Annotated in this window: 18 protein-coding genes and 1 pseudogene; 15 read left to right on the top strand and 4 right to left on the bottom strand. The window is 60.7% G+C overall.

Translation table 11 applies throughout. The features are described from left to right. The first annotated feature begins 149 nt into the window (after nt 1-149). From HX839_RS26725 to HX839_RS26715, 3 genes are all read left to right on the top strand, one after another. Nucleotides 150-2,078, top strand: coding sequence for an acetyl/propionyl/methylcrotonyl-CoA carboxylase subunit alpha (locus HX839_RS26725; RefSeq protein WP_177067966.1), 1,929 nt, complete (start codon nt 150-152; stop codon nt 2,076-2,078). A 71-nt stretch (nt 2,079-2,149) separates the two neighbouring features. Beyond that, entirely contained in the window at nt 2,150-2,692 is a 543-nt protein-coding gene (locus HX839_RS26720) for an exonuclease domain-containing protein (protein WP_003219774.1), read from the top strand. A gap of 47 nt (nt 2,693-2,739) precedes the next feature. Then, a complete protein-coding gene (locus tag HX839_RS26715) occupies nt 2,740-3,024 on the top strand; it encodes a pyrimidine/purine nucleoside phosphorylase (protein ID WP_003183665.1) in 285 nt (94 codons plus the stop codon). 64 nt (nt 3,025-3,088) lie between these two features. Here HX839_RS26715 and HX839_RS26710 read toward each other — a convergent pair whose 3' ends face one another. Continuing rightward, nucleotides 3,089-3,895 carry an MOSC domain-containing protein gene (locus HX839_RS26710; protein ID WP_003219772.1) on the bottom strand — a complete coding sequence of 269 codons (807 nt, stop codon included), beginning with the start codon at nt 3,893-3,895 and terminating at the stop codon, nt 3,089-3,091. A gap of 39 nt (nt 3,896-3,934) precedes the next feature. Continuing rightward, the gene (locus HX839_RS26705) at nt 3,935-4,870 is read right to left on the bottom strand and encodes a chemotaxis protein CheV (protein ID WP_008430676.1); all 936 of its coding nucleotides are present in this window, start codon (nt 4,868-4,870) and stop codon (nt 3,935-3,937) included. Nucleotides 4,871-5,419: 549 nt separating this feature from the next. On the opposite strand from HX839_RS26705, the gene HX839_RS26700 reads away from it, so the two are divergent. From HX839_RS26700 to HX839_RS26690, 3 genes are all read left to right on the top strand, one after another. Next, the gene (locus tag HX839_RS26700) at nt 5,420-5,863 is read left to right on the top strand and encodes a hypothetical protein (RefSeq protein WP_003219767.1); all 444 of its coding nucleotides are present in this window, start codon (nt 5,420-5,422) and stop codon (nt 5,861-5,863) included. A 320-nt stretch (nt 5,864-6,183) separates the two neighbouring features. Then, complete coding sequence (locus HX839_RS26695; protein WP_003219766.1) at nt 6,184-7,077, top strand: sensor histidine kinase; 894 nt, start codon at nt 6,184-6,186, stop codon at nt 7,075-7,077. Further along, entirely contained in the window at nt 7,074-7,733 is a 660-nt protein-coding gene (locus tag HX839_RS26690; RefSeq protein WP_003219763.1) for a response regulator transcription factor, read from the top strand. The genes HX839_RS26695 and HX839_RS26690 overlap by 4 nt, the downstream gene beginning before the upstream one ends. On the opposite strand, the pseudogene yegS reads toward HX839_RS26690, so the two are convergent. Next, a pseudogene (gene yegS / locus HX839_RS26685) lies at nt 7,695-8,619 on the bottom strand (lipid kinase YegS); the annotation flags it as partial. The gene HX839_RS26690 and the pseudogene yegS overlap by 39 nt on opposite strands. 176 nt (nt 8,620-8,795) lie before the next feature. Here yegS and HX839_RS26680 point away from each other — a divergent pair. The 3 genes from HX839_RS26680 to HX839_RS26670 all read left to right on the top strand — a co-directional run bounded on the left by HX839_RS26680 (nt 8,796) and on the right by HX839_RS26670 (nt 12,602). Then, nucleotides 8,796-8,972, top strand: a complete 177-nt coding sequence (locus HX839_RS26680; protein ID WP_003219760.1) for a hypothetical protein — start codon at nt 8,796-8,798, stop codon at nt 8,970-8,972. Between the two features lie 72 nt (nt 8,973-9,044). Beyond that, nucleotides 9,045-11,204: a mechanosensitive ion channel family protein gene (locus HX839_RS26675; protein ID WP_003219758.1), complete on the top strand. Its 2,160-nt coding sequence runs from the start codon at nt 9,045-9,047 to the stop codon at nt 11,202-11,204. A gap of 51 nt (nt 11,205-11,255) precedes the next feature. Next, on the top strand, nt 11,256-12,602 hold the full coding sequence (locus HX839_RS26670; protein WP_177067965.1) for an amidohydrolase: 1,347 nt from the start codon (nt 11,256-11,258) through the stop codon (nt 12,600-12,602). Nucleotides 12,603-12,984: 382 nt separating this feature from the next. Here HX839_RS26670 and HX839_RS26665 read toward each other — a convergent pair whose 3' ends face one another. Next, on the bottom strand, nt 12,985-13,698 hold the full coding sequence (locus HX839_RS26665; protein ID WP_003219754.1) for a UTRA domain-containing protein: 714 nt from the start codon (nt 13,696-13,698) through the stop codon (nt 12,985-12,987). A gap of 351 nt (nt 13,699-14,049) precedes the next feature. Here HX839_RS26665 and HX839_RS26660 point away from each other — a divergent pair, with 351 nt between their 5' ends. From HX839_RS26660 to HX839_RS26635, 6 genes are all read left to right on the top strand, one after another. After that, entirely contained in the window at nt 14,050-15,117 is a 1,068-nt protein-coding gene (locus HX839_RS26660; RefSeq protein ID WP_003219752.1) for an ABC transporter substrate-binding protein, read from the top strand. A 187-nt stretch (nt 15,118-15,304) separates the two neighbouring features. Then, nucleotides 15,305-16,111, top strand: a complete 807-nt coding sequence (locus HX839_RS26655; protein WP_102606234.1) for an alkaline phosphatase family protein — start codon at nt 15,305-15,307, stop codon at nt 16,109-16,111. Continuing rightward, the gene (locus HX839_RS26650; protein WP_003219748.1) at nt 16,108-16,953 is read left to right on the top strand and encodes an ABC transporter permease subunit; all 846 of its coding nucleotides are present in this window, start codon (nt 16,108-16,110) and stop codon (nt 16,951-16,953) included. Before HX839_RS26655 ends, HX839_RS26650 begins: the two co-directional genes overlap by 4 nt. Continuing rightward, nucleotides 16,940-17,740 carry an ABC transporter permease gene (locus HX839_RS26645; protein WP_003219747.1) on the top strand — a complete coding sequence of 267 codons (801 nt, stop codon included), beginning with the start codon at nt 16,940-16,942 and terminating at the stop codon, nt 17,738-17,740. The genes HX839_RS26650 and HX839_RS26645 overlap by 14 nt, the downstream gene beginning before the upstream one ends. Then, nucleotides 17,737-18,726 (top strand): ABC transporter ATP-binding protein, encoded by a 990-nt coding sequence (locus tag HX839_RS26640; protein ID WP_177023415.1) that lies wholly within the window; start codon nt 17,737-17,739, stop codon nt 18,724-18,726. Before HX839_RS26645 ends, HX839_RS26640 begins: the two co-directional genes overlap by 4 nt. A 29-nt stretch (nt 18,727-18,755) precedes the next feature. Beyond that, complete coding sequence (locus HX839_RS26635) at nt 18,756-19,409, top strand: HAD family phosphatase (RefSeq protein ID WP_102369617.1); 654 nt, start codon at nt 18,756-18,758, stop codon at nt 19,407-19,409. Nucleotides 19,410-19,568: the final 159 nt, after the last annotated feature.

Raw genomic sequence — 19,568 nt, 5'->3', positions numbered from 1 at the left:
GCCTAGGCGAGGTGCCGAGTGGTGGGGCAAGAGCGTTTTGCTTACTTTTGCGCTTTTCAAAAGTGAGCCGCTGTAAGAGCGGAACCAATAGCAGCCGTTACCGCAGGAATGGATATGTACACGGTAAACGCCAACCCAAGGGGTCACTCATGTTCAACAAAATCCTCATAGCCAACCGTGGCGAAATCGCCTGCCGCATCCAGCGCACCGCCCAATCCCTGGGCTACCGCACCGTAGCGATCTATAGCGAAGCCGACACCGACGCCCTGCACGTCCAGATGGCCGACGAAGCCATCAACATCGGCCCCGCCCCCGTCACCCAGTCCTACCTGAACATCGAAGCCATCCTCAACGCAGCCCACCGCACCGGCGCCGACGCCATCCACCCCGGCTACGGCTTCCTCTCCGAAAACCCCGACTTCGCCCGAGCCTGCGCAAACGCCGGCCTCACCTTCATCGGCCCCAGCCCCGAAGCCATCGACCTGATGGGCAGCAAACGCCTCTCAAAAATCGCCATGCTCAACGCCGGCGTCCCCTGCATCAAGGGCTACCAAGGCCCCGACCAGGACGACCCAACCCTGCAACAACAAGCCACCCACATCGGCTACCCACTGATGATCAAGGCCAGCGCCGGCGGCGGCGGCCGCGGCATGCGCCTGGTACACAACCCCGACACCCTGCTGGAACACCTGCGCACCGCCCGCTCCGAAGCACAAAACGCCTTCGGCAGCGCCGAACTCATCCTCGAACAAGCCCTGATCGCCCCCCGCCACGTCGAAATCCAACTGTTCGGCGACACCCACGGCAACCTGATCTACCTCGGCGAACGCGACTGCTCGGTCCAGCGCCGCCATCAAAAAGTCATCGAAGAAGCCCCCTGCCCCGTCATGACCCCCAAGCTGCGCCAAGCCATGGGCGAAGCCGCCCTCAAGGCCGCGCGCGCCGTCAATTACGTCGGCGCCGGCACGGTGGAGTTCCTGCTCGACCGCGACGGCAATTTCTACTTCCTGGAAATGAACACCCGCCTGCAGGTCGAACACCCGGTCACCGAACTGATCACCGGCCTCGACCTCGTCGCCTGGCAACTGCACATCGCCGCCGGCCAACCTTTGCCCCTGAGTCAGGAACAAGTGACCCTCACCGGTCACGCCATGGAAGTGCGCCTGTACGCCGAAGACCCGGCCCAGGGCTTCCTCCCGCAAACCGGCGACGTACTGCGCTGGGACCCGGCGCCAGGTGTGCGCATCGATCATGGCGTGCTGGAAGGCCAGCGCATCACCCCGTTCTACGACTCGATGCTGGGCAAGATCATCGCCCACGGCGCCACCCGCGAAGAGGCCCGGCGCAAGCTGGTCAGGGCCGTGGAAGACTGCGTGCTGCTCGGCGTGCCCACCAACCAGCGCCTGCTGGCCAGCCTGCTCAAGCATCCACACTTCATCGCCGGCGATTTCAGCACCGGCTTTATTGCCGAACACTTCAGCGACATCCCGCGTCCCCACGCGACCAACGAAGAGCTGGCCCTGGCCGCCGCGCTGTTTTACCAACACAGCGCCAGCGCTCACACCCAGCCATTATCCGGCTGGCGCAACAACGCCAGCGTACCCTGGACCTGGCAATTGGCCGAACACGACGAGCCCCGGACCATCAGCCTCAGTGTGCTGGCGGACAATTGCCTGCAAGTCGAGATTGATCAGCACGCCATCGAAATACGCGACCTCTCCACCGACGGACGCTGGGCCACCGCCGTTCTCAACGGCATTCGCCGTCGCATTGCCTACCACCTGCAAGGCACCCGGCTCTGGTTGCCCGGCGTGTGCATCAATGATCGAACCCAAACCGTCGCCACCCGCCAGGCCGAGGCCGGCAACGGCACGGTCAAGGCGCCGATGGATGGGGCAATTGTCGAAGTACGGGTCAGCGAAGGCGATTCGGTCAGCAAGGGCCAGCTGTTGCTGGTGCTGGAAGCGATGAAAATGGAGCACCCACTCAAGGCCGGCATGAGTGGCGTGGTCAAGCGAATCCAGGCGGTTGCAGGCGATCAGGTCAGGAACCGTCAGATTTTGCTGGAGATCGAGTAAGCCCTGGGCGGAACTAGCAGGCTTGGCTACGCTCTATCCCCATCAGGACGGGAAGAGTACGGGAACCTGCGATGCCTCATTGGCTGATTATTGATCTTGAAGCCACAACGGATGAAGGCGGCTGGCCCGTGACCGAGATGGAAATCATCGAAATCGGTGTGAGCCTGGTCAACCGCCAGGGCCGTGAACTGGACCATTTCCAGCGTTTCGTGCGGCCATTGCGCAGGCCGCTGCTGACGCCGTTCTGCCGCCAGTTGACCCACATCACCCAGGCGAATATCGACGCTGCCGCGCCGTTGATCGAGGTGTGGCCGCTGTTCGAACGCTGGCTTGGCCAGCACCAGGCACGCCTGGAAGGCTGGGCGAGCTGGGGTGACTACGACCGCCAGCAACTGGAACTGGAGTGGCAGCGCCATGGCTTGAGCAGCGTGCTGGGCCAGACGCCCCACGTGAACCTCAAGCAACGCTTCGCCAAGGCCCGGCGCCTGGACAAGCCGCTGGGGCTCAACGGCGCGCTGCAACTGGCCGGCATGCAGTTCCACGGCCAACAGCATCGGGCGCTGGAAGATGCACGCAATACCGCACGGCTGCTGCCGTTGATTTTGCCCGTGTAGAAGGCATACTGGCCGACCTTTCTTGACCCTTTTCCGAGGATTCGCCCATGTTTAAAGTCAACGAGTACTTCGACGGCACCGTCAAGTCGATCGCTTTCGGCACTGCAGAAGGTCCGGCGACCATCGGCGTCATGGCCCCGGGTGAATACGAGTTCGGCACTGCCCAGCGTGAAATCATGCACGTGGTATCGGGCGCACTGACCGTCAAGCTGCCAGACAGCACCGACTGGGAAACCTTCGCCGCCGGCAGCCAGTTCAACGTGCCAGCCAACAGCAAGTTCCAGCTGAAGGTGGCGGTCGACACCGCCTACCTGTGCGAATACCGCGGCTAAACGTTCGATAACCGAAAAAAATGCCCGTCTCGCGAGAGACGGGCATTTTTCATTTCAGGGCTGCTTACTCCAGGATCGTCACCGGCATGCCGACTTCCAGGCGGCCCACCCCATCGTTGACCAGGTTCTGCCCAAACATCACATCGCCCTCTTGCTCGCGGTAGGTCTTGAGCGTGGCCAGCGGTTCGCGGTCGGCACTGCGCTCGCCACTCGCCGGGTCGATGGTGGTGAGGATGCAGCGTGAGCAGGACTTGACCACGCGAAACTCCACGTCACCGATCCGTATCCGCTTCCAGCCGTCTTCGGCAAAGGCTTCGCTGCCCTCGATCACCAGGTTGGGGCGAAAACGCAGCATCTCCATGGGCCGACCGATACGCTGGGACAGGTCATCCAGGGACGCCTGGCCGATCAGCAGCAACGGAAAGCCATCGGCAAACGCGACCTTGTCATCATCCTTGCCGTAGCCGGCCTCGGTCGTGCGCGCACGGGACAGCGGCACTTGCACCAGCCGCGTGGGCTTGCCGATGAATTCGCTGAGCCAGGCGCCTGCCTCGTCACCGGCATCCGGCACGCGCAAGGTGTCGCGCCAGATGGTCACGCCGCGCAACTCGGCATCGCTGCCGGGTAGTGGCACGTCAAGCGCAGGTTGGCCCTCGGCGCTCAAGGTCAGGCCACCGGCGCTGTTCCACAGCGCCGAGAGCTGGCTCATCCTGGCCACGGCGCGCTGGGTCAGGAAACGCCCGCTGGCCTCGTCCACCAACATCCAGCGTCGATCCCCGTCGAGCCCGAGTGTGTCCAGGCCGATCTGCTGCAAGGATTCACCCTTGCCGGACTTCAAGGGGTATCGGTACAACGCGCTGAGACGAAGCATGGGCCTGCATTCCTGAGGGACAAAGCCGTCACCCTAAGCTCAAGCCGGGACTTCGTCCAGCATCAGGCGCTGACGCACCACGTCCACCAACTTGTCGGGCTGGAACTTGGAGAGGAAGTTGTCGCAACCGACCTTCTTCACCATCGAGTCGTTGAAGCTGCCGGACAACGACGTATGCAGCACCACGTACAGGCTGCGCAGGCGCGGGTCGTTGCGAATCTCGGTGGTCAGGCGGTAGCCGTCCATCTCGGGCATTTCGGCGTCGGTGAAGATCATCAACAGCTTGTCGGTCATCACCTGGCCACTGTCGGCCCAGGCCTTGAGCATGTTCAGTGCCTTGAGGCCGTCGCTGGCAATGTGCATCTTCACCCCCAACTGTCCGAGGGTGTCACGCAGTTGCGAGAGGGCGACGTTGGAGTCATCCACCAGCAGCACTTCGCGGCCGCGGGCGCGTTCCAGCACCGGGTCTTCAAGTTTCTCGCGGGAAACCTTGGCGTTGTAGGGCACGATTTCGGCGAGGACTTTTTCCACGTCGATGATTTCCACCAACTGGTCATCGACCTTGCTGATGGCCGTCAGGTAATGCTGGCGCCCGGCACTTGCCGGCGGCGGCAGGATCGCCTCCCAGTTCATGTTGACGATGCGGTCGACGCCGCCCACCAGGAACGCCTGCACCGAGCGGTTGTACTCGGTGACGATAATGGTGCTGTTGGGGCCCGGAATCAGCGGACGCATGCCAATCGCCTGGGACAGGTCGATCACCGGCAACGTCTGCCCACGCAGGTTGACCACGCCGCAGACAAACGGGTGGCGCTGGGGCATCAGGGTCAACTTGGGCAGTTGCAGCACTTCCTGCACCTTGAACACGTTGATCGCGAACAGCTGCCGCCCGGCCAGGCGAAACATGAGGATCTCCAGGCGATTCTCACCCACCAATTGTGTGCGTTGATCTACCGTGTCGAGAATGCCGGCCATTAAAGACTCCTGGGGTTTAGCGGATGGATAGTGCTGGTCACTGAAGCAGGTTATCGGCGGCAAACGCCGGACCTTGACCCCCACTAAAATGCCATGCAAATCCATTGATGTCACACTGACATCATGCTTTACTGAACCCGCTTCAACGCAAGGCCCATCACCACCGCCGCGTGACCGCAAAGTCTGCGCGAGGTTCCGCTATGTAAGGGATTCCCCTATCCACAATCAGGACCAACCTGATATTCGCGATATCTAATAGCCATTAATGTGACGCCATTCTCATTGCATGAATGGAGTCAGGCTTTTGTTTGCTATCGCAAGCCCACGGCCAACGGATCATCCAGTGACTTATGTACTGGCACCCAAAGAAGTTGTGCGAATGCCCCTGGAAATTGTGGGGTACTCGGACGACGGCCGTCATTCAAATAAATTTCCTACTGAAAAGTCGGAACGGGCCTACAGATATTCGTCATATTTCAGCGGTAGTTTTACGCCATTCAACCGGTGCAACATCTCATCATCCGATCGTATGTTCTGGAGACTTGTGTGATGAACGACGGCAAAGAGTGGCAACTTGCACTTCCCGAGTTCCTCCTCGAGGCGGAAATGTTGCTGGCCAAGTCTGAAGAATGCTTGAGCCACCTGCATTTGATCCGCAACGACAGTGACGCGATCGACTGCATGAAAACCAACCTGATCAAGCTCGCGGAAAAATCCGAAGCCCTGGCCCTGAGGGCGATCAGCGAGTTCTCACGGCATATCCAGTACCTGATCAGCAACGCCGCCAGCCCCCTGCAACTGCATGACGAAGCACTTGATGCACTGCACAACTGCCTCACCCTGCTGGCCTGGCAACTGGAGTTGATCGATACAAAAACCGGCAAGCTCGGCCTGGATGAAACGGAACAAACCGTGTTGATCGCCACCGTTGTCCAACACATCCCCCAAAGCGATTTCGGCTATAAGCAACAACACAGGCCTTACGCTATTTGAGGCTTCTTCGCATTCAAGCGACAAAAAATGTCGCATTCAATTGCCTGATTATCTAAAAACGACACCACAACTATTTATGCATCACGACGTCGTTAGCAGAAAAATATCAATAAGCCACTAACGACAATACTGATACAAAACAACTTCAATGATACAACTTCCCCACTCGTTGAACTCCGGGACTACCTTCCGGGACGCTGCCGTGATTAATACGCCTCATCCCGCTCGGCGCCAGGCGACCAACGGTAATAGTGGTGGTACCATGCCCCGCTCGAAGTGACTCAACTTCATGATGCATATAAACGTGAAATGCGCCTCCTATGTACGCCAGCCTGAAGTCACTCATCGCAAGGTCCGTGTCCCGAAGCAATGCACGCTGGATAACCCTCGCGCTATGCCTGTGCGCGTGCCTGCTCAGCCTGTGGGCTTATGCACACTCGGCCGATCTTCCCCTGGCGCTGTTGTCAGTGAACCTGGCCACCCTGCTGGTGGTGGGCTTGCAACAGTGGCGCTCACGCAAGTCCATCAAGTTCCAGCCCCAGGAGTTGGCCGACCGTCTGTTGCAGGTCCAGGAAAACGAACGTCATCGCCTCAGCCGCGAACTGCACGACGATATCGGCCAACTGTTGACCGCCGCCAAGCTGCAAAGTGAATGGCTCAAGCGCCGTCTTCCGGAAAACCTGCAGGGCCACTGTGCGGTGCTGTGCAACACCCTCAACGAAACCCTGGCCAAGGTGCAGGACGTGTCGGCCATCCTCAACCCCCGGCAACTGGCGAGCCTGGGCCTTGAGGCGAGCCTGCGGGCGCATCTGCTCAAGACCCTGGAAAACACCCGGGTAAGCTGGAGCCTGGAATGCCATCAACGGCTGACCGGCATCCCGGAAGAGATGGCTGTTGCCGCCTTTCGCATTACCCAGGAAGCCGTCACCAATATGCTGCGCCATGCCCAGGCACGTAACCTGCTGGTACGCCTGCAACGCCTGCCCGAAGGCCTGTCACTGTTTATCAGCGATGACGGCCAGGGCTTTTCGCCCGCCATCAACCCCGCCCAGGAAGGCCAGCGGGGCATGGCCGGGATGTCCGAGCGGATTGATCAACTGGGAGGCACATTGTCGGTCAATAGCCAGCCAGGCTCCGGGACGAGGATCGAAGCGCTTTTCCCCTGGGCGCCCCGCGCCCTCGAACGGGCCAACCCCCATAAGGTTCTAGAGTGACGTGCAACTTACTCCTGGTGGATGACCACTCCCTGATCAGGGCCGGCGTGCGTGCGCTGGTCATGGATATTCCCGGCTACGCGGTGATCGGTGAAGCGAGCGACGGCGCGCAGTTGCTGGAGCGGTTTGACGCGCTGCAACCCGACATCGTGCTGCTTGACCTGTCGATGAAGCACACCGGCGGGCTCGATGCATTGAAAGACCTCAAGCGCGCCTATCCGAAGAGCAAGGTGCTGATCCTGTCGATGCACACCGACCCGGAGCTGATCATGTGCGCGCTGGAGTCCGGCGCCCATGGCTACCTGCTCAAGGACACCACGGCCAATGAGCTGGAGCACGCGCTGCTGGCGTTGCGCAACAACGAACGCTACCTCAGCCCGGCAATCGCCCATACGGTGATCAACCAGGCGCTGATCCGCAATCAGGCCCAGGTCAACCCGCCGCCCCACAGCCACAACCTGACGGCACGCCAGTTGGAAATCCTGCGGTTGATCGTGCGCGGCAAGTCCACCCGTGAAATCGCCAATGGCCTGGGTCTGAGCATCAAGACCGTGGAAGCCCACCGCTCGCAGATCATGAAGCGCCTGCAGATTTTCGACGTGGCGGGCCTGGTGCTGTTCGCAGTGCGCGAACAGATCATCAGCCTTGACGATTAGTCAGCAACGGTGAGTCCTCCGGCAGATGCACCCGCAGTGCCTGGGGCAAGGCCGAGAAGTGCAAGTCGTCACCCTGGAGTGGTTCGCCGTCGAGGTTGATCGCCAGCCCTTCGGCGACCTTGATTTCGACCCACGGCAAGCGCGCCCGCACAAACATATTGTCCAGGCCCCAGCCGTCCGTCATCAGGTTGCGCAGGGTGCCGACCACTTCCTGCGGCGCCGGCAAGATGCTGATATCCAACAAACCATCATCGGCCAGGGCGCCGGGGCACAGCACGTGGCCACCACCGGCCTGGCGCCCGTTGCCGATGCCCAGGGCCAGCAGCTCGCCGCGCCAGTGAAAGTCAGGGCCCTGCAATTCACCGTAGGCCGCGCGCAACTCGCTGAAGCGTGACAGGCCGGTAAACAGATACGCCGCGCCACCGAGGACTTTCTTCAAGTCTTCGGAGGTGTTGGCGGTGACCTGGCTGCCAAAACCACCGGTGGCCATATTCAGGAAGATCTGCCCGCCTACTTCGCCCAGGTCGATGGCACGGGCCGGTACATCCAGCAGGTCCAGGGCCTGCTCGGGCTCCAGCGGCACACCGGCGGCGCGGGCAAAATCGTTGGCGGTACCGAGGGGCATCAGCACCAGGCTGGCCTCGGTCTTGGCCCGGGCCATGGCCTCGGCCACATCCCGCAGGGTGCCGTCACCGCCGCCGGCGATCAGCCGCGTGTAGCCATCGGCAAGGGCCTGATCGACAAACCGCTGGGCATCGCCACCCTCCCACGTCACCCGTACGGCCAGCTCCCAGCCCTGCTCGCGCTTGCCCTGCACCGCCGCCCGCACCTGCTCGTTGAGGGCTTGCTTGCCGTGCAGAATCAACAGTGCCTTGGGTGTGCTCATGGATGAATGCTCCTGGGTTTAAGGTTCCTGAGGGATGTTGACCGTGGCCAATCGAAAAAAAGCCATCGGATGTAGAAATTAACCGGGTTTTGTAGCGTTTCTGACACGGATCAACTCGCACTTGGCGAAATCGACCTAGACTTATACCTATTCCCACCCGACAAGGCCGTCGCACCATGATCACCATGTCCGCCTTCCACTCCATGCTTATCCCCATCCTGACCGGCATGATCCTCCTGGCCATCGGCTTCAACTTCCGCGACAAACCCATCGGTGTGTTCGGCATGTGGATCGGCATGCTGCTGATCCTCGGCACCGTGGTTTACAAGATCCTCGCCAAACTCGCCGAATGACAATCTCACTCGCATTGCACATGACGGCCTCGTACACTCGGTCAATTCGTCGTTTTTAAGGTTGACCGCCTCGTGCTTGCCCGTCTGTTTGCCCTGCCCTGTTGCCTGCTTTTCTGCCTGCTGACCCTGCTGCCCATGGCGCCTGCCCACGCCGTGAGCCTGCCAGGGCTGCTGGGCAGCAACACCAAAACCCAGCCACAAGCCGACGTCCCGTTGGGCCAGTCCCTGGACGAGGTGATCAAGACCCTGGAAAACGACCAGCAGCGCACCAAGCTGCTGAGCGACCTGAAAAAGCTTCGTGAGACCACGCAAAAGGCCCAGCCCGCCGCCGAACTGGGTGTGCTCGGTTTGATCGGCGGCACGCTGTCGAGCCTGGAGCAACAATTCTCCGGTGCCGACAGCCCGCTCAATCGCTGGTCCAACGAGTTTGACCAGGCCAAGGATGAACTCACCGCACTGATGCTGCCGGCCAGCGAATGGCTGCCGATCATCTTTGCCTTTGCCATGATCCTGATGCTCTGGAGCCTGCTGGCCGCGATCCTGATCTGGCTCAGCCACCGGGTGCGCGAGCGCTTCGGCCTGACCGAAGAACTGCCGCAACACCCCAAGACCTGGGACCTGCTGCGCTTTGCCCTGCGCAAGCTCGGCCCGTGGCTGATCGCGTTGGTGATCACCGTCTACATGAGTTACGCACTGCCCTCGTCCCTCGGCAAATCCCTGGCGATGGTGCTGGCCTATGCGCTGGTGGTGGGCACCTGCTTCTCGGCGATCTGCGTGGTCGCCTTTTCCGTACTCGACGGCCCGCACCGTCACCGCGCGTTGTACATCCTGCGCCACCAGGCCTTCCGGCCGTTATGGCTGATCGGCAGCTTTGCCGCCTTTGGCGAAGCCGTCAGCGACCCGCGCCTGGCCGAGAGCCTGGGCCAGCACCTGTCCCATGTCGCCGCGACCATCGCCAATGTCATGGCCGCGCTGTCCACCGGTGTGTTCATCCTGCGATTCCGCCGGCCGATTGCGCACCTGATCCGCAACCAGCCGCTGTCCCGCCGCCTGACCCGCCGCGCCCTGAGTGACACTATCGAAATCGTCGGCACCTTCTGGTACCTGCCGGCGTTGCTGCTGGTGGGCATCTCGCTGTTCGCCACCTTCGTCTCCGCCGGCGACACCAGCACCGCCCTGCGCCAGTCGTTGTTGTGCACGGTGTTGCTGGTGCTGTGCATGGTGATCAACGGCCTGGTGCGCCGCCATTCACTCAAGCCGCAGCGTGGGCACAAGCGCCATGCGCTGTACTCCGAGCGCCTGAAAAGCTTCGTCTACACCCTCGCCCACCTGGTGGTGTGGCTGGTGTTTATCGAACTCGGCCTGCGGGTCTGGGGCCTGTCGCTGATCCGCTTTACCGAAGGCGACGGGCATGAAATCAGCGTCAAGCTGTTCGGCCTTGCCGGCACATTGCTGTTTGCCTGGCTGATCTGGATCCTCAGCGACACCGCGATCCACCACGCCCTCACCCGCTCGCGCAAAGGCCTGGCCAATGCGCGTGCGCAGACGATGATGCCGTTGATTCGCAACGTGCTGTTCGTGACCATCTTCATCATTGCCGCCATCGTCGCCCTGGCGAACATGGGCATGAACGTCACGCCGCTGCTGGCGGGTGCCGGTGTGATCGGCCTGGCCATCGGTTTTGGTGCACAGTCGCTGGTGGCGGATTTGATCACCGGCCTGTTCATCATTATCGAAGACTCCCTGGCAATTGATGACTACGTGGATGTCGGCGGCCACCTGGGGACGGTCGAAGGGTTGACCATCCGTACCGTGCGCCTGCGGGACATCGACGGCATCGTGCATACGATCCCGTTCAGTGAAATCAAAAGCATCAAGAACTACTCCCGGGAGTTCGGCTACGCGATCTTCCGGGTGGCGATTCCCTACAACATGGAAATCGACGACGCCATCAAGCTGATGCGCGACGTCGGGCAGAAGATGCGCAACGACCCGTTGCAGCGGCGCAATATCTGGTCGCCGCTGGAGATTCAGGGTGTAGAAAGTTTCGAGTCCGGCAGTGCGATTCTTCGCGCCCGCTTCAAGACCGCGCCGATCAAGCAGTGGGAGGTTTCGCGGGCGTTCAACCTGTCGCTCAAGCGTCACCTCGATGAAGCCGGGCTGGACCTGGCCACCCCACGCTTGAGCGTGCAAGTGGTGACAGCGGCGGGAGGCGTGCAAGAGAAAGAATAAGCGCTGCCCGGACGACGTCAGGATCAACAACAATAATCATGGAGAGTCCTTATGCGTTTGACCGGTCTTACACACCAATGGGTATTCGGCCTGCTGTGCGGTGTCGCCAGCAGCGCGGTCATCGCCGCCAGCAGCGGCCAGGACAGTGCCCGCGAAACCATCGCCGCCCAGGCCAAAGTACTGGAACCGGCCTTGCTAGAAACCCGGCGCGACATCCACGCCCATCCTGAACTGGGCAATACCGAACATCGCACCGCGGAGCTGGTGGCCAAGCAACTGCGGGAGATGGGGCTGGAGGTCAAGACTGGCGTGGCGCGCACGGGCGTTGTCGCCATCCTCAAGGGCGCCCTGCCCGGCCCGACCGTGGCCTTGCGCGCCGACATGGATGCGCTGCCGGTCAAGGAAGTCTCCGGCCTGCCCTTCGCCTCGAAGGCCAAGGGTGTGTACCTCGATAAAGAAGTCGACGTGATGCACGCCTGCGGCCACGACGCCCACACCGCCATCCTGCTGAGCACGGCGAAAATCCTTACAGGTATGCGCGATCGTCTGCCTGGGACCGTGGTGTTTTATTTCCAGCCGGCTGAAGAAGGCCCGAGCGACTTTATCCCCGACGGTAAAAACACTTGGGGCGCGAAGATGATGGTGCAGGAAGGGCTGATGAAATCGCCCAAGCCGGATGCCGTTTTTGGGCTGCATGTGTGGGCCGGGGTGCCTGCGGGGCAGATTGCGTATCGGCCGGGGCCGACGCTGGCGAGCTCGGATGACCTGCGGATCAAGATCCTGGGCAAGCAGACCCATGCGGGGCGGCCGTGGGATGGGATCGATCCGATTACCGTGGGGGCGCAGGCCATTGTGGGGCTGCAGACGGTGGTCAGTCGGCGTACCGACATTTCTTCGTTTCCGGCGGTGGTGAGTATTGGCACCATCAACGGAGGGACGCGGTACAACATCATTCCCGAGTCGGTGGACATGAGTGGGACCATTCGCTCCTACGACTATGGCATTCGCCAGAAGCTGCATGCGGATGTGCGGCAGACCGTAGAGAAAATCGCCGAGAGTGGTGGGGCGAAGGCTGAGGTGACGATCATTGAGAAGTACGACCCGACCATCAACAACCCGGCGCTGACCGAAAAGATGCTGCCGAGTTTGCGTTGGGCGGCGAATGGCGACGTAGTGAATGCCCCGTTGGTGGGTGGGGCTGAGGACTTCTCGTTTTATGCCAAGGAAGCGCCAGGGTTGTTTGTGTTTCTGGGGGTGACGCCGAGGGATCAGGACATGAGCAAGGCGGCGCCGAATCATAATCCGGGGTTCTTTGTGGATGAGTCGGCGTTGGTGGTTGGGGTTCGGACGCTGGCTTCGTTGGCGACGGATTATTTGTATGCCAATGCGGGGGATTGAGGGTATATCCGTTATTCAGGTAACGGCCGCCTAGGGTTCCGCTCTTGCCCCACCACTCTGCACCTCGCTCGGGCTTAAGTGTGGTGAAGCAACAGCAAACCCAAAGGCGGACACGATCCAAATGTGGGAGCGGGCTTGCTCGCGAAGGTCGTTAACGATGACGTGGGTATCCTGACTCAACGCGGCGCCCTCAGGTTTTTCGCGAGCAAGCCCGCTCCCACATACAGCGGCTCTGCTTTTGCTCTAACACCCAGGTCATCGGGGTAAAGCCCTGTGCTTACTTGGGGCTGGGCCGGCATTCCAGCTGTTCAAAAGTGAGCCGCTGTGAGAGCGGAACCAAAAGCCGCCGTGACCTAAATAACGGATACACACAGGCAAAACGTCAAACCACATCCACCCCCACATGAATCGCATCATGCCGCCAAAACTCCAGATCACAATCAATCAACCGCTCATGCTGATCATAATTAACCCGAGCAATCCGCAACCCCGGGCTCCCCACCGACACCCTCAACGCCGCCGCAGCCTCAACCTGCAATGACGTCGGCACAATCTCAAACCGCACCCGCCCGTAGTGCAAGTCATACACCCGCGCATACAACTCCGTAATCGACTGATTCAAATCACACCCCAGAATCCCCGGAAAATACTGCGGGTTCAGATAGTGCTCCACATACAACACCAACCGCCCATCAATCCTGCGCCCCCGGCAAATCTGAATCACGCTGGACAACGCCGGCAACTGCAACCACGCACACACCGCCGCCGAAGCCGGCTGCAACCGCGCCGAAATCACCTCGGTCGACGGCACCCGACCCTGGGCACTCACCATCGCGTGAAAATGACTGCGCTGCATCAGGTTATAGGCAAGCCTGGGCGGTGACACAAACCACCCCCGCCGCTCCTCGCGATAAATCTGCCCTTGGGCCTCAAGTTGTAACAAGGCTTCCCGCACCGTAATGCGGGTGGTACCAAACAACTCGCTGAGCTTGCGCTCGGCCGGCAGCTTACTGGCAGGCGCCAACAAGCCATGGTCGATCTGCTCTTGCAGCGCCAGGCCAATGGTTGTCACCGCCTTGGTTGCCTCATCACGCATCAACGTTACCTATCTGGACTAGACCAGCACTATTCAGGTGCACAAAACGCCCTCTAAACGCGCCTCTGCTGTTGCGTGCAAGCCTAGGCATTGCACATGACCGACAGATGACAGCGCCTCGCGACGTCCTGCCACAAGACCTGCAATACATCGGCCAAGTCCAAGGCTTCCGGGCAGTTGGGCATGGTCTACGCTTACCCGGTGATCCCCCGTCCAGGTCAACAAAAAACGACATCGACATGAAACTGTCATCCGCCACGCCTAAATTGGCTCGTGTATTGCTGACCTAGACCAACACCACCGCAAACGTCGATAAAAACGCAGCGTTGAAAACGCCCAAAGGAGCTTCGGATGAAACAGCTTTTCCTGGCATCACTGTTAGGCTCGACCATTGCCATGTGCACCGCCGCCATGGCCGCTGATACCGATCTAAAAACCCTGGAAGCCGCCGCGAAAGCGGAAGGCGCCGTCAACAGCGTCGGCATGCCCGATGACTGGGCCAACTGGAAAGGCACCTGGGACGACCTGGCCAAGACCTACGGCCTCAAGCACATCGACACCGACATGAGCTCCGCCCAGGAAGTCGCCAAGTTTGCGGCAGAGAAAGACAACGCCAGCGCCGACATCGGCGACGTGGGTGCAGCCTTCGGCCCGATCGCGGTGAAACAGGGCGTTACCCAACCGTACAAACCGACCACCTGGGCACAAGTCCCGGATTGGGCGAAAGACAAGGACGGTAACTGGGCCCTGGCCTACACCGGCACCATCGCCTTTATCGTCAACAAAAAGCTGTTGCACGGCTCCGAAGCTCCGAAAAGCTGGGCTGACCTGAAGACCGGCAAATACAAGGTTTCCATCGGTGACGTGAGCACCGCCGCCCAGGCGGCCAACGGCGTACTCGCCGCCGCACTGGCCAACGGTGGCGACGAGAAGAACATTCAGCCGGCGCTGCTGATGTTCGCCGACATCGCCAAGCAAGGCCGCCTGTCGCTGGCCAACCCAACCATCGCCACCATGGAAAAAGGCGAAGTGGAAGTGGGCGTGGTCTGGGACTTCAACGGCCTGAGCTACAAGGCCAAGATGGCCAACCCGGATGACTACGTGGTGCTGATCCCATCGGACGGCTCGGTGATTTCCGGCTACACCACCATCATCAACAAATACGCCAAGCACCCGAACGCCGCCAAGCTGACCCGCGAATACATCTTCAGCGACGCCGGCCAGACCAACCTGGCGCGTGGCAATGCGCGGCCGATCCGTGCCGAGCACCTGACCTTGCCAGCCGACGTACAGGCCAAGCTGCTGCCTAACGAGCAGTACAAGAAAGTCACGCCGATCAAGGACGCCGACGCTTGGGAGAAAACCTCCAAGGCACTGCCGCAGAAGTGGCAGGAAGAAGTCATCATCAATATGCAATAAGGCTTAACACGCCTGTTCAAGTGGAACGCGGTCAGTGTGGGAGCTGGCTTGCCTGCGACAGCGGTATGACATTCAGCAGCATTGTCGACTGACACACCGCTATCGCAGGCAAGCCAGCTCCCACATTTGATCGGTGTTCCAACCGAAAAACCGAGTCAAGCCTATTTGTTGCGGAGCCCCAGCCCCTATGAAGCACAACGTCATCCTTGTCGTGCTCGACGGCCTGAATTACGAGGTTGCCCGACACGCCATGGGGCACTTGCAGGCCTATGTCGGCGCAGGACGCGCAGCATTGTACAAACTGGAATGTGAACTGCCGGCCCTGTCCCGGCCACTGTACGAATGCATCCTCACCGGCGTCCCGCCGATCGAGAGCGGCATCGTCCACAACAACGTCTCGCGCCTGTCCAACCAGCGCAGCATTTTCCATTACGCCACCGACGCCGGTTTATCCACGGCGGCGGCGGCGTATCACTGGGTCAGCGAGTTGTATAACCGCTCGCCCTTTATCGCCGCCCGGGATCGGCATACCAGCGACCCGGCCCTGGCGATCCAGCACGGGCATTTCTACTGGAATGACCATTACCCGGACTCGCACCTGTTTGCCGACGCCGAAAGCCTGCGCCTCAAACACGCGCCGAATTTCCTGGTGGTGCACCCGATGAACATCGACGATGCCGGCCACAAGCACGGCCTCGACACCCCGCAATACCGCAACAGCGCGCGCTCGGCCGACATCATCCTCGCCGACTACCTGCAAGGCTGGCTCGACGCCGGTTACCAGGTGCTGGTGACGGCCGACCACGGCATGAACAACGACCGCTCCCACAACGGCCTGCTGCCGGAAGAACGGGAAGTGCCGCTGTTTGTGCTGGGTGATGCCTTCAGCCTCGACACCCACGCCACGCCCAAACAAACCGAGCTGTGCGGCACCGTCTGCGAGCTGTTGGGTGTACCCCACGACAAACCTGTATGCCGGGAGCTGTTGAAGTGAATTCAGTGATCCGCGGCAAATGGCTGGCCGCCTTGTGCTTGGTGCCCTTCGCCATCTTCTTTATCGTGTTCGAAATCGCCCCGCTGGTGTGGGTGATGATCAGCAGCGTCCAGTCCGAAGAGTTCGGCTGGGGCCTGGCCAACTTCAGCAAGATCTTCAGCTCGAAGTTCTATATGCAGGCGATCCAGTACAGCCTGGAAATCAGTTTCTACTCCAGCGTGTTCGGGATCATCATCGCCGTACTCGGCAGCTACTCGCTGCGCCGGGTCGACGGGCCGCTGCGCAATTTCGTGACCGCGTTCGCCAACATGACCAGCAATTTTGCCGGCGTACCCCTGGCCTTCGCCTTCATCATCCTGCTGGGGTTCAACGGCAGCATCACCATCATGCTCAAGCAGGCGGGGATCATTCAGGACTTCAACCTGTACTCCAAGACCGGCCTGATCATCCTTTATACCTACTTCCAGATTCCCCTCGGCGTGTTGCTGCTCTACCCGGCCTTTGATGCACTGCGTGAAGACTGGCGCGAGTCTGCTTCATTGCTCGGCGCGGACGGCTGGCAGTACTGGCGGCACATCGGTCTGCCGGTGCTGACCCCGGCGCTGCTGGGCACCTTCGTGATCCTGCTGGCCAACGCTCTCGGCGCCTACGCCACGGTGTACGCGCTGACCACCGGCAACTTCAACGTGCTGCCGATCCGCATCGCGGCGATGGTCTCCGGCGATATTTCCCTGGACCCGAACATGGCCAGTGCCCTGGCCGTGGTGCTGGTGGCGTTGATGACGGTGGTGACCGTGGTCCATCAACTGCTGCTCAAGAGGAGCTACCATGTCTCGCGCTGAACCTGGCTCGGCCGCCCTCTACCACCGCGTAGTGGTGTATCTGTTGTTTGCAATCCTGGTGCTGCCGTTGCTCGGCACCCTGGTCTACTCCATCGCCAGCAGTTGGTCGGCGACCATCCTGCCATCCGGCTTTACCTTCAAATGGTATATCCAGCTGTGGAGTGACCCGCGCTTCCTGAATGCCTTCGGCCAGTCGCTGCTGGTGTGCGTTGGCGCGCTGATCTTGTCGGTGGTGCTGATCCTGCCGCTGCTGTTTGTGGTGCATTACCACTTTCCAAAACTCGACGCGCTGATGAACATTTTGATCCTGCTGCCCTTCGCGGTGCCGCCGGTGGTGTCGTCGGTGGGGCTGTTGCAGCTCTACGGCTCGGGGCCATTTGCGATGGTGGGTACGCCATGGATCCTGATCGGTTGCTACTTCACCGTGGCGCTGCCGTTCATGTACCGGGCGATCACCAACAACCTGCAAGCGATCAACCTGCGGGACCTGATGGACGCCGCCCAACTGCTCGGTGCCAGCACCTTCCAGGCGGCGTTCCTGGTGGTGCTGCCGAACCTGCGCAAGGGCTTGATGGTGGCATTGCTGCTGTCGTTCTCGTTCCTGTTCGGCGAGTTCGTGTTCGCCAACATCCTGGTGGGCACCCGCTACGAAACCCTGCAGGTGTACCTCAACAATATGCGTAACAGCAGCGGCCACTTCACCAGTGCCCTGGTGATCTCCTATTTCTTCTTCGTGCTGGTGCTGACCTGGGCCGCCAACATCTTGAACAAGGACAAAAGCCAATGAGCTTCGTCAGCGTCCAACACCTGCAAAAAGGCTACGCCGGCACGCCGGTATTCAGTGACATCAACTGCGAAATCGCCAAGGGCGAATTCGTCACCCTGCTTGGCCCGTCGGGCTGCGGCAAGTCGACCCTGCTGCGCTGCATCGCCGGCCTGACCTCGGTGGACAGCGGGAAAATCCTGCTGGATGGCCAGGACATCGTCCCGCTGAGCCCACAGAAACGGCATATCGGCATGGTGTTCCAGAGCTACGCGCTGTTCCCCAACATGACCGTGGAACAGAACGTCGCCTTCGGCCTGCGCATGCAGAAGGTCAATGCCGACGACAGCCACAAACGCGTGCAGGAAGTGTTGCAACTGGTGGAGCTGAAAGAACTCGCCGGCCGCTACCCGCACCAGATGTCCGGCGGCCAGTGCCAGCGCGTGGCCCTCGCCCGCTCGCTGGTGACGCGCCCGCGCCTGCTGTTGCTCGACGAGCCGTTGTCGGCCCTCGATGCACGGATTCGCAAGCACCTGCGCGAACAGATTCGCCAGATCCAGCGTGAGCTGGGCCTGACCACCATCTTCGTGACCCATGACCAGGAGGAAGCCCTGACCATGTCCGACCGGATCTTCCTGATGAACCAGGGCAAGATCGTACAGAGCGGCGATGCCGAGACCCTCTACACCGCGCCGGTGGATGTGTTCGCCGCCGGCTTTATCGGCAACTACAACCTGCTGGACGCCGACAAGGCCAGCAAACTGTTGCAGCGCCCGGTCACCGGGCGCATCGCCATTCGCCCGGAGGCCATTGAGCTCAGCCGCAGCGGTGAGCTGGATGCGTTGGTGCGCAGCCACAGCCTGTTGGGCAACGTGATTCGCTACCGCATCGAAGCCCGGGGCGTGGAATTGGTGGTGGATGTGCTTAACCGCTCGGCTGACGATCTGCACCCGGATGGTCAGAGATTGGCACTTTCCATCGACCCAAGTGCGTTGTGTGAAGTAGCCTGACGCACGATTTATTTGAGAGAGCGTGACAGATGGCATTGGTAATTTTTGATCTGGACGACACCCTGATCCACGGCGACTGCGCCACCCTGTGGAGCGAGCAGATGGGCCGCCTGGGCTGGGTGGATGGTGAGTCGTTCATGCGCAAGAACGACGAACTGATGGCGGCCTACAGCCGCGGCGAGCTGGCCATGGAAGATTTCATGGACTTCAGCCTGGAGCCGATGATTGGCCGCACGCCGGAAGAGATCGAGCACCTTGTAGAGCCGTGGGTGGAAGACGTTATCGAGCCGCTGATCTACAGCGAAGCCACCCGTACCATTGCACAGCACCGCAAGAATGGTGACCGGATTTTGGTGATCTCGGCGTCGGGGACGCACCTGGTCAAGCCGATTGCGGCGCGTATCGGCATTGATGAAGTGCTGGGGATTGAGCTGGACGTCGCCCATGGGGTGTACAGCGGCAAGACCACAGGTGTACTGACGTACCGCGAAGGCAAGATCACTCGCCTGATGGAATGGCTGGAGCAGGAAGGTGAGCACCTTGATGGGGCGTACTTCTATTCGGATTCGCGCAATGATTTGCCGCTGTTGCTGAAGGTGGAGAACCCGCAGGTGGTGAACCCGGATCCGGTTTTGCGGGCGCATGCTGAGCAGGCTGGGTGGCCGATTCATCATTGGGTGTGACGTTTTGTGCTGGTTTGAGGTGGGTACATATCCGTTATTCAGGTAACGGCCACCTATGGTTTCGCTCTTACAGCGAGTCACTTTGCAAAAGCGGCAAAGTAACCAAAGCGCTCTGCCCCGCCTGTCGGCGCCTCGCCTAGGCTCGGCGTTCCCTCACTC

The organism is Pseudomonas sp. I8001 (assembly GCF_013385345.1).
Lineage (GTDB): Bacteria > Pseudomonadota > Gammaproteobacteria > Pseudomonadales > Pseudomonadaceae > Aquipseudomonas.
Note: the sequence above shows the minus strand (reverse complement) of the source record. Positions and strands in the feature narration are given on the sequence as shown.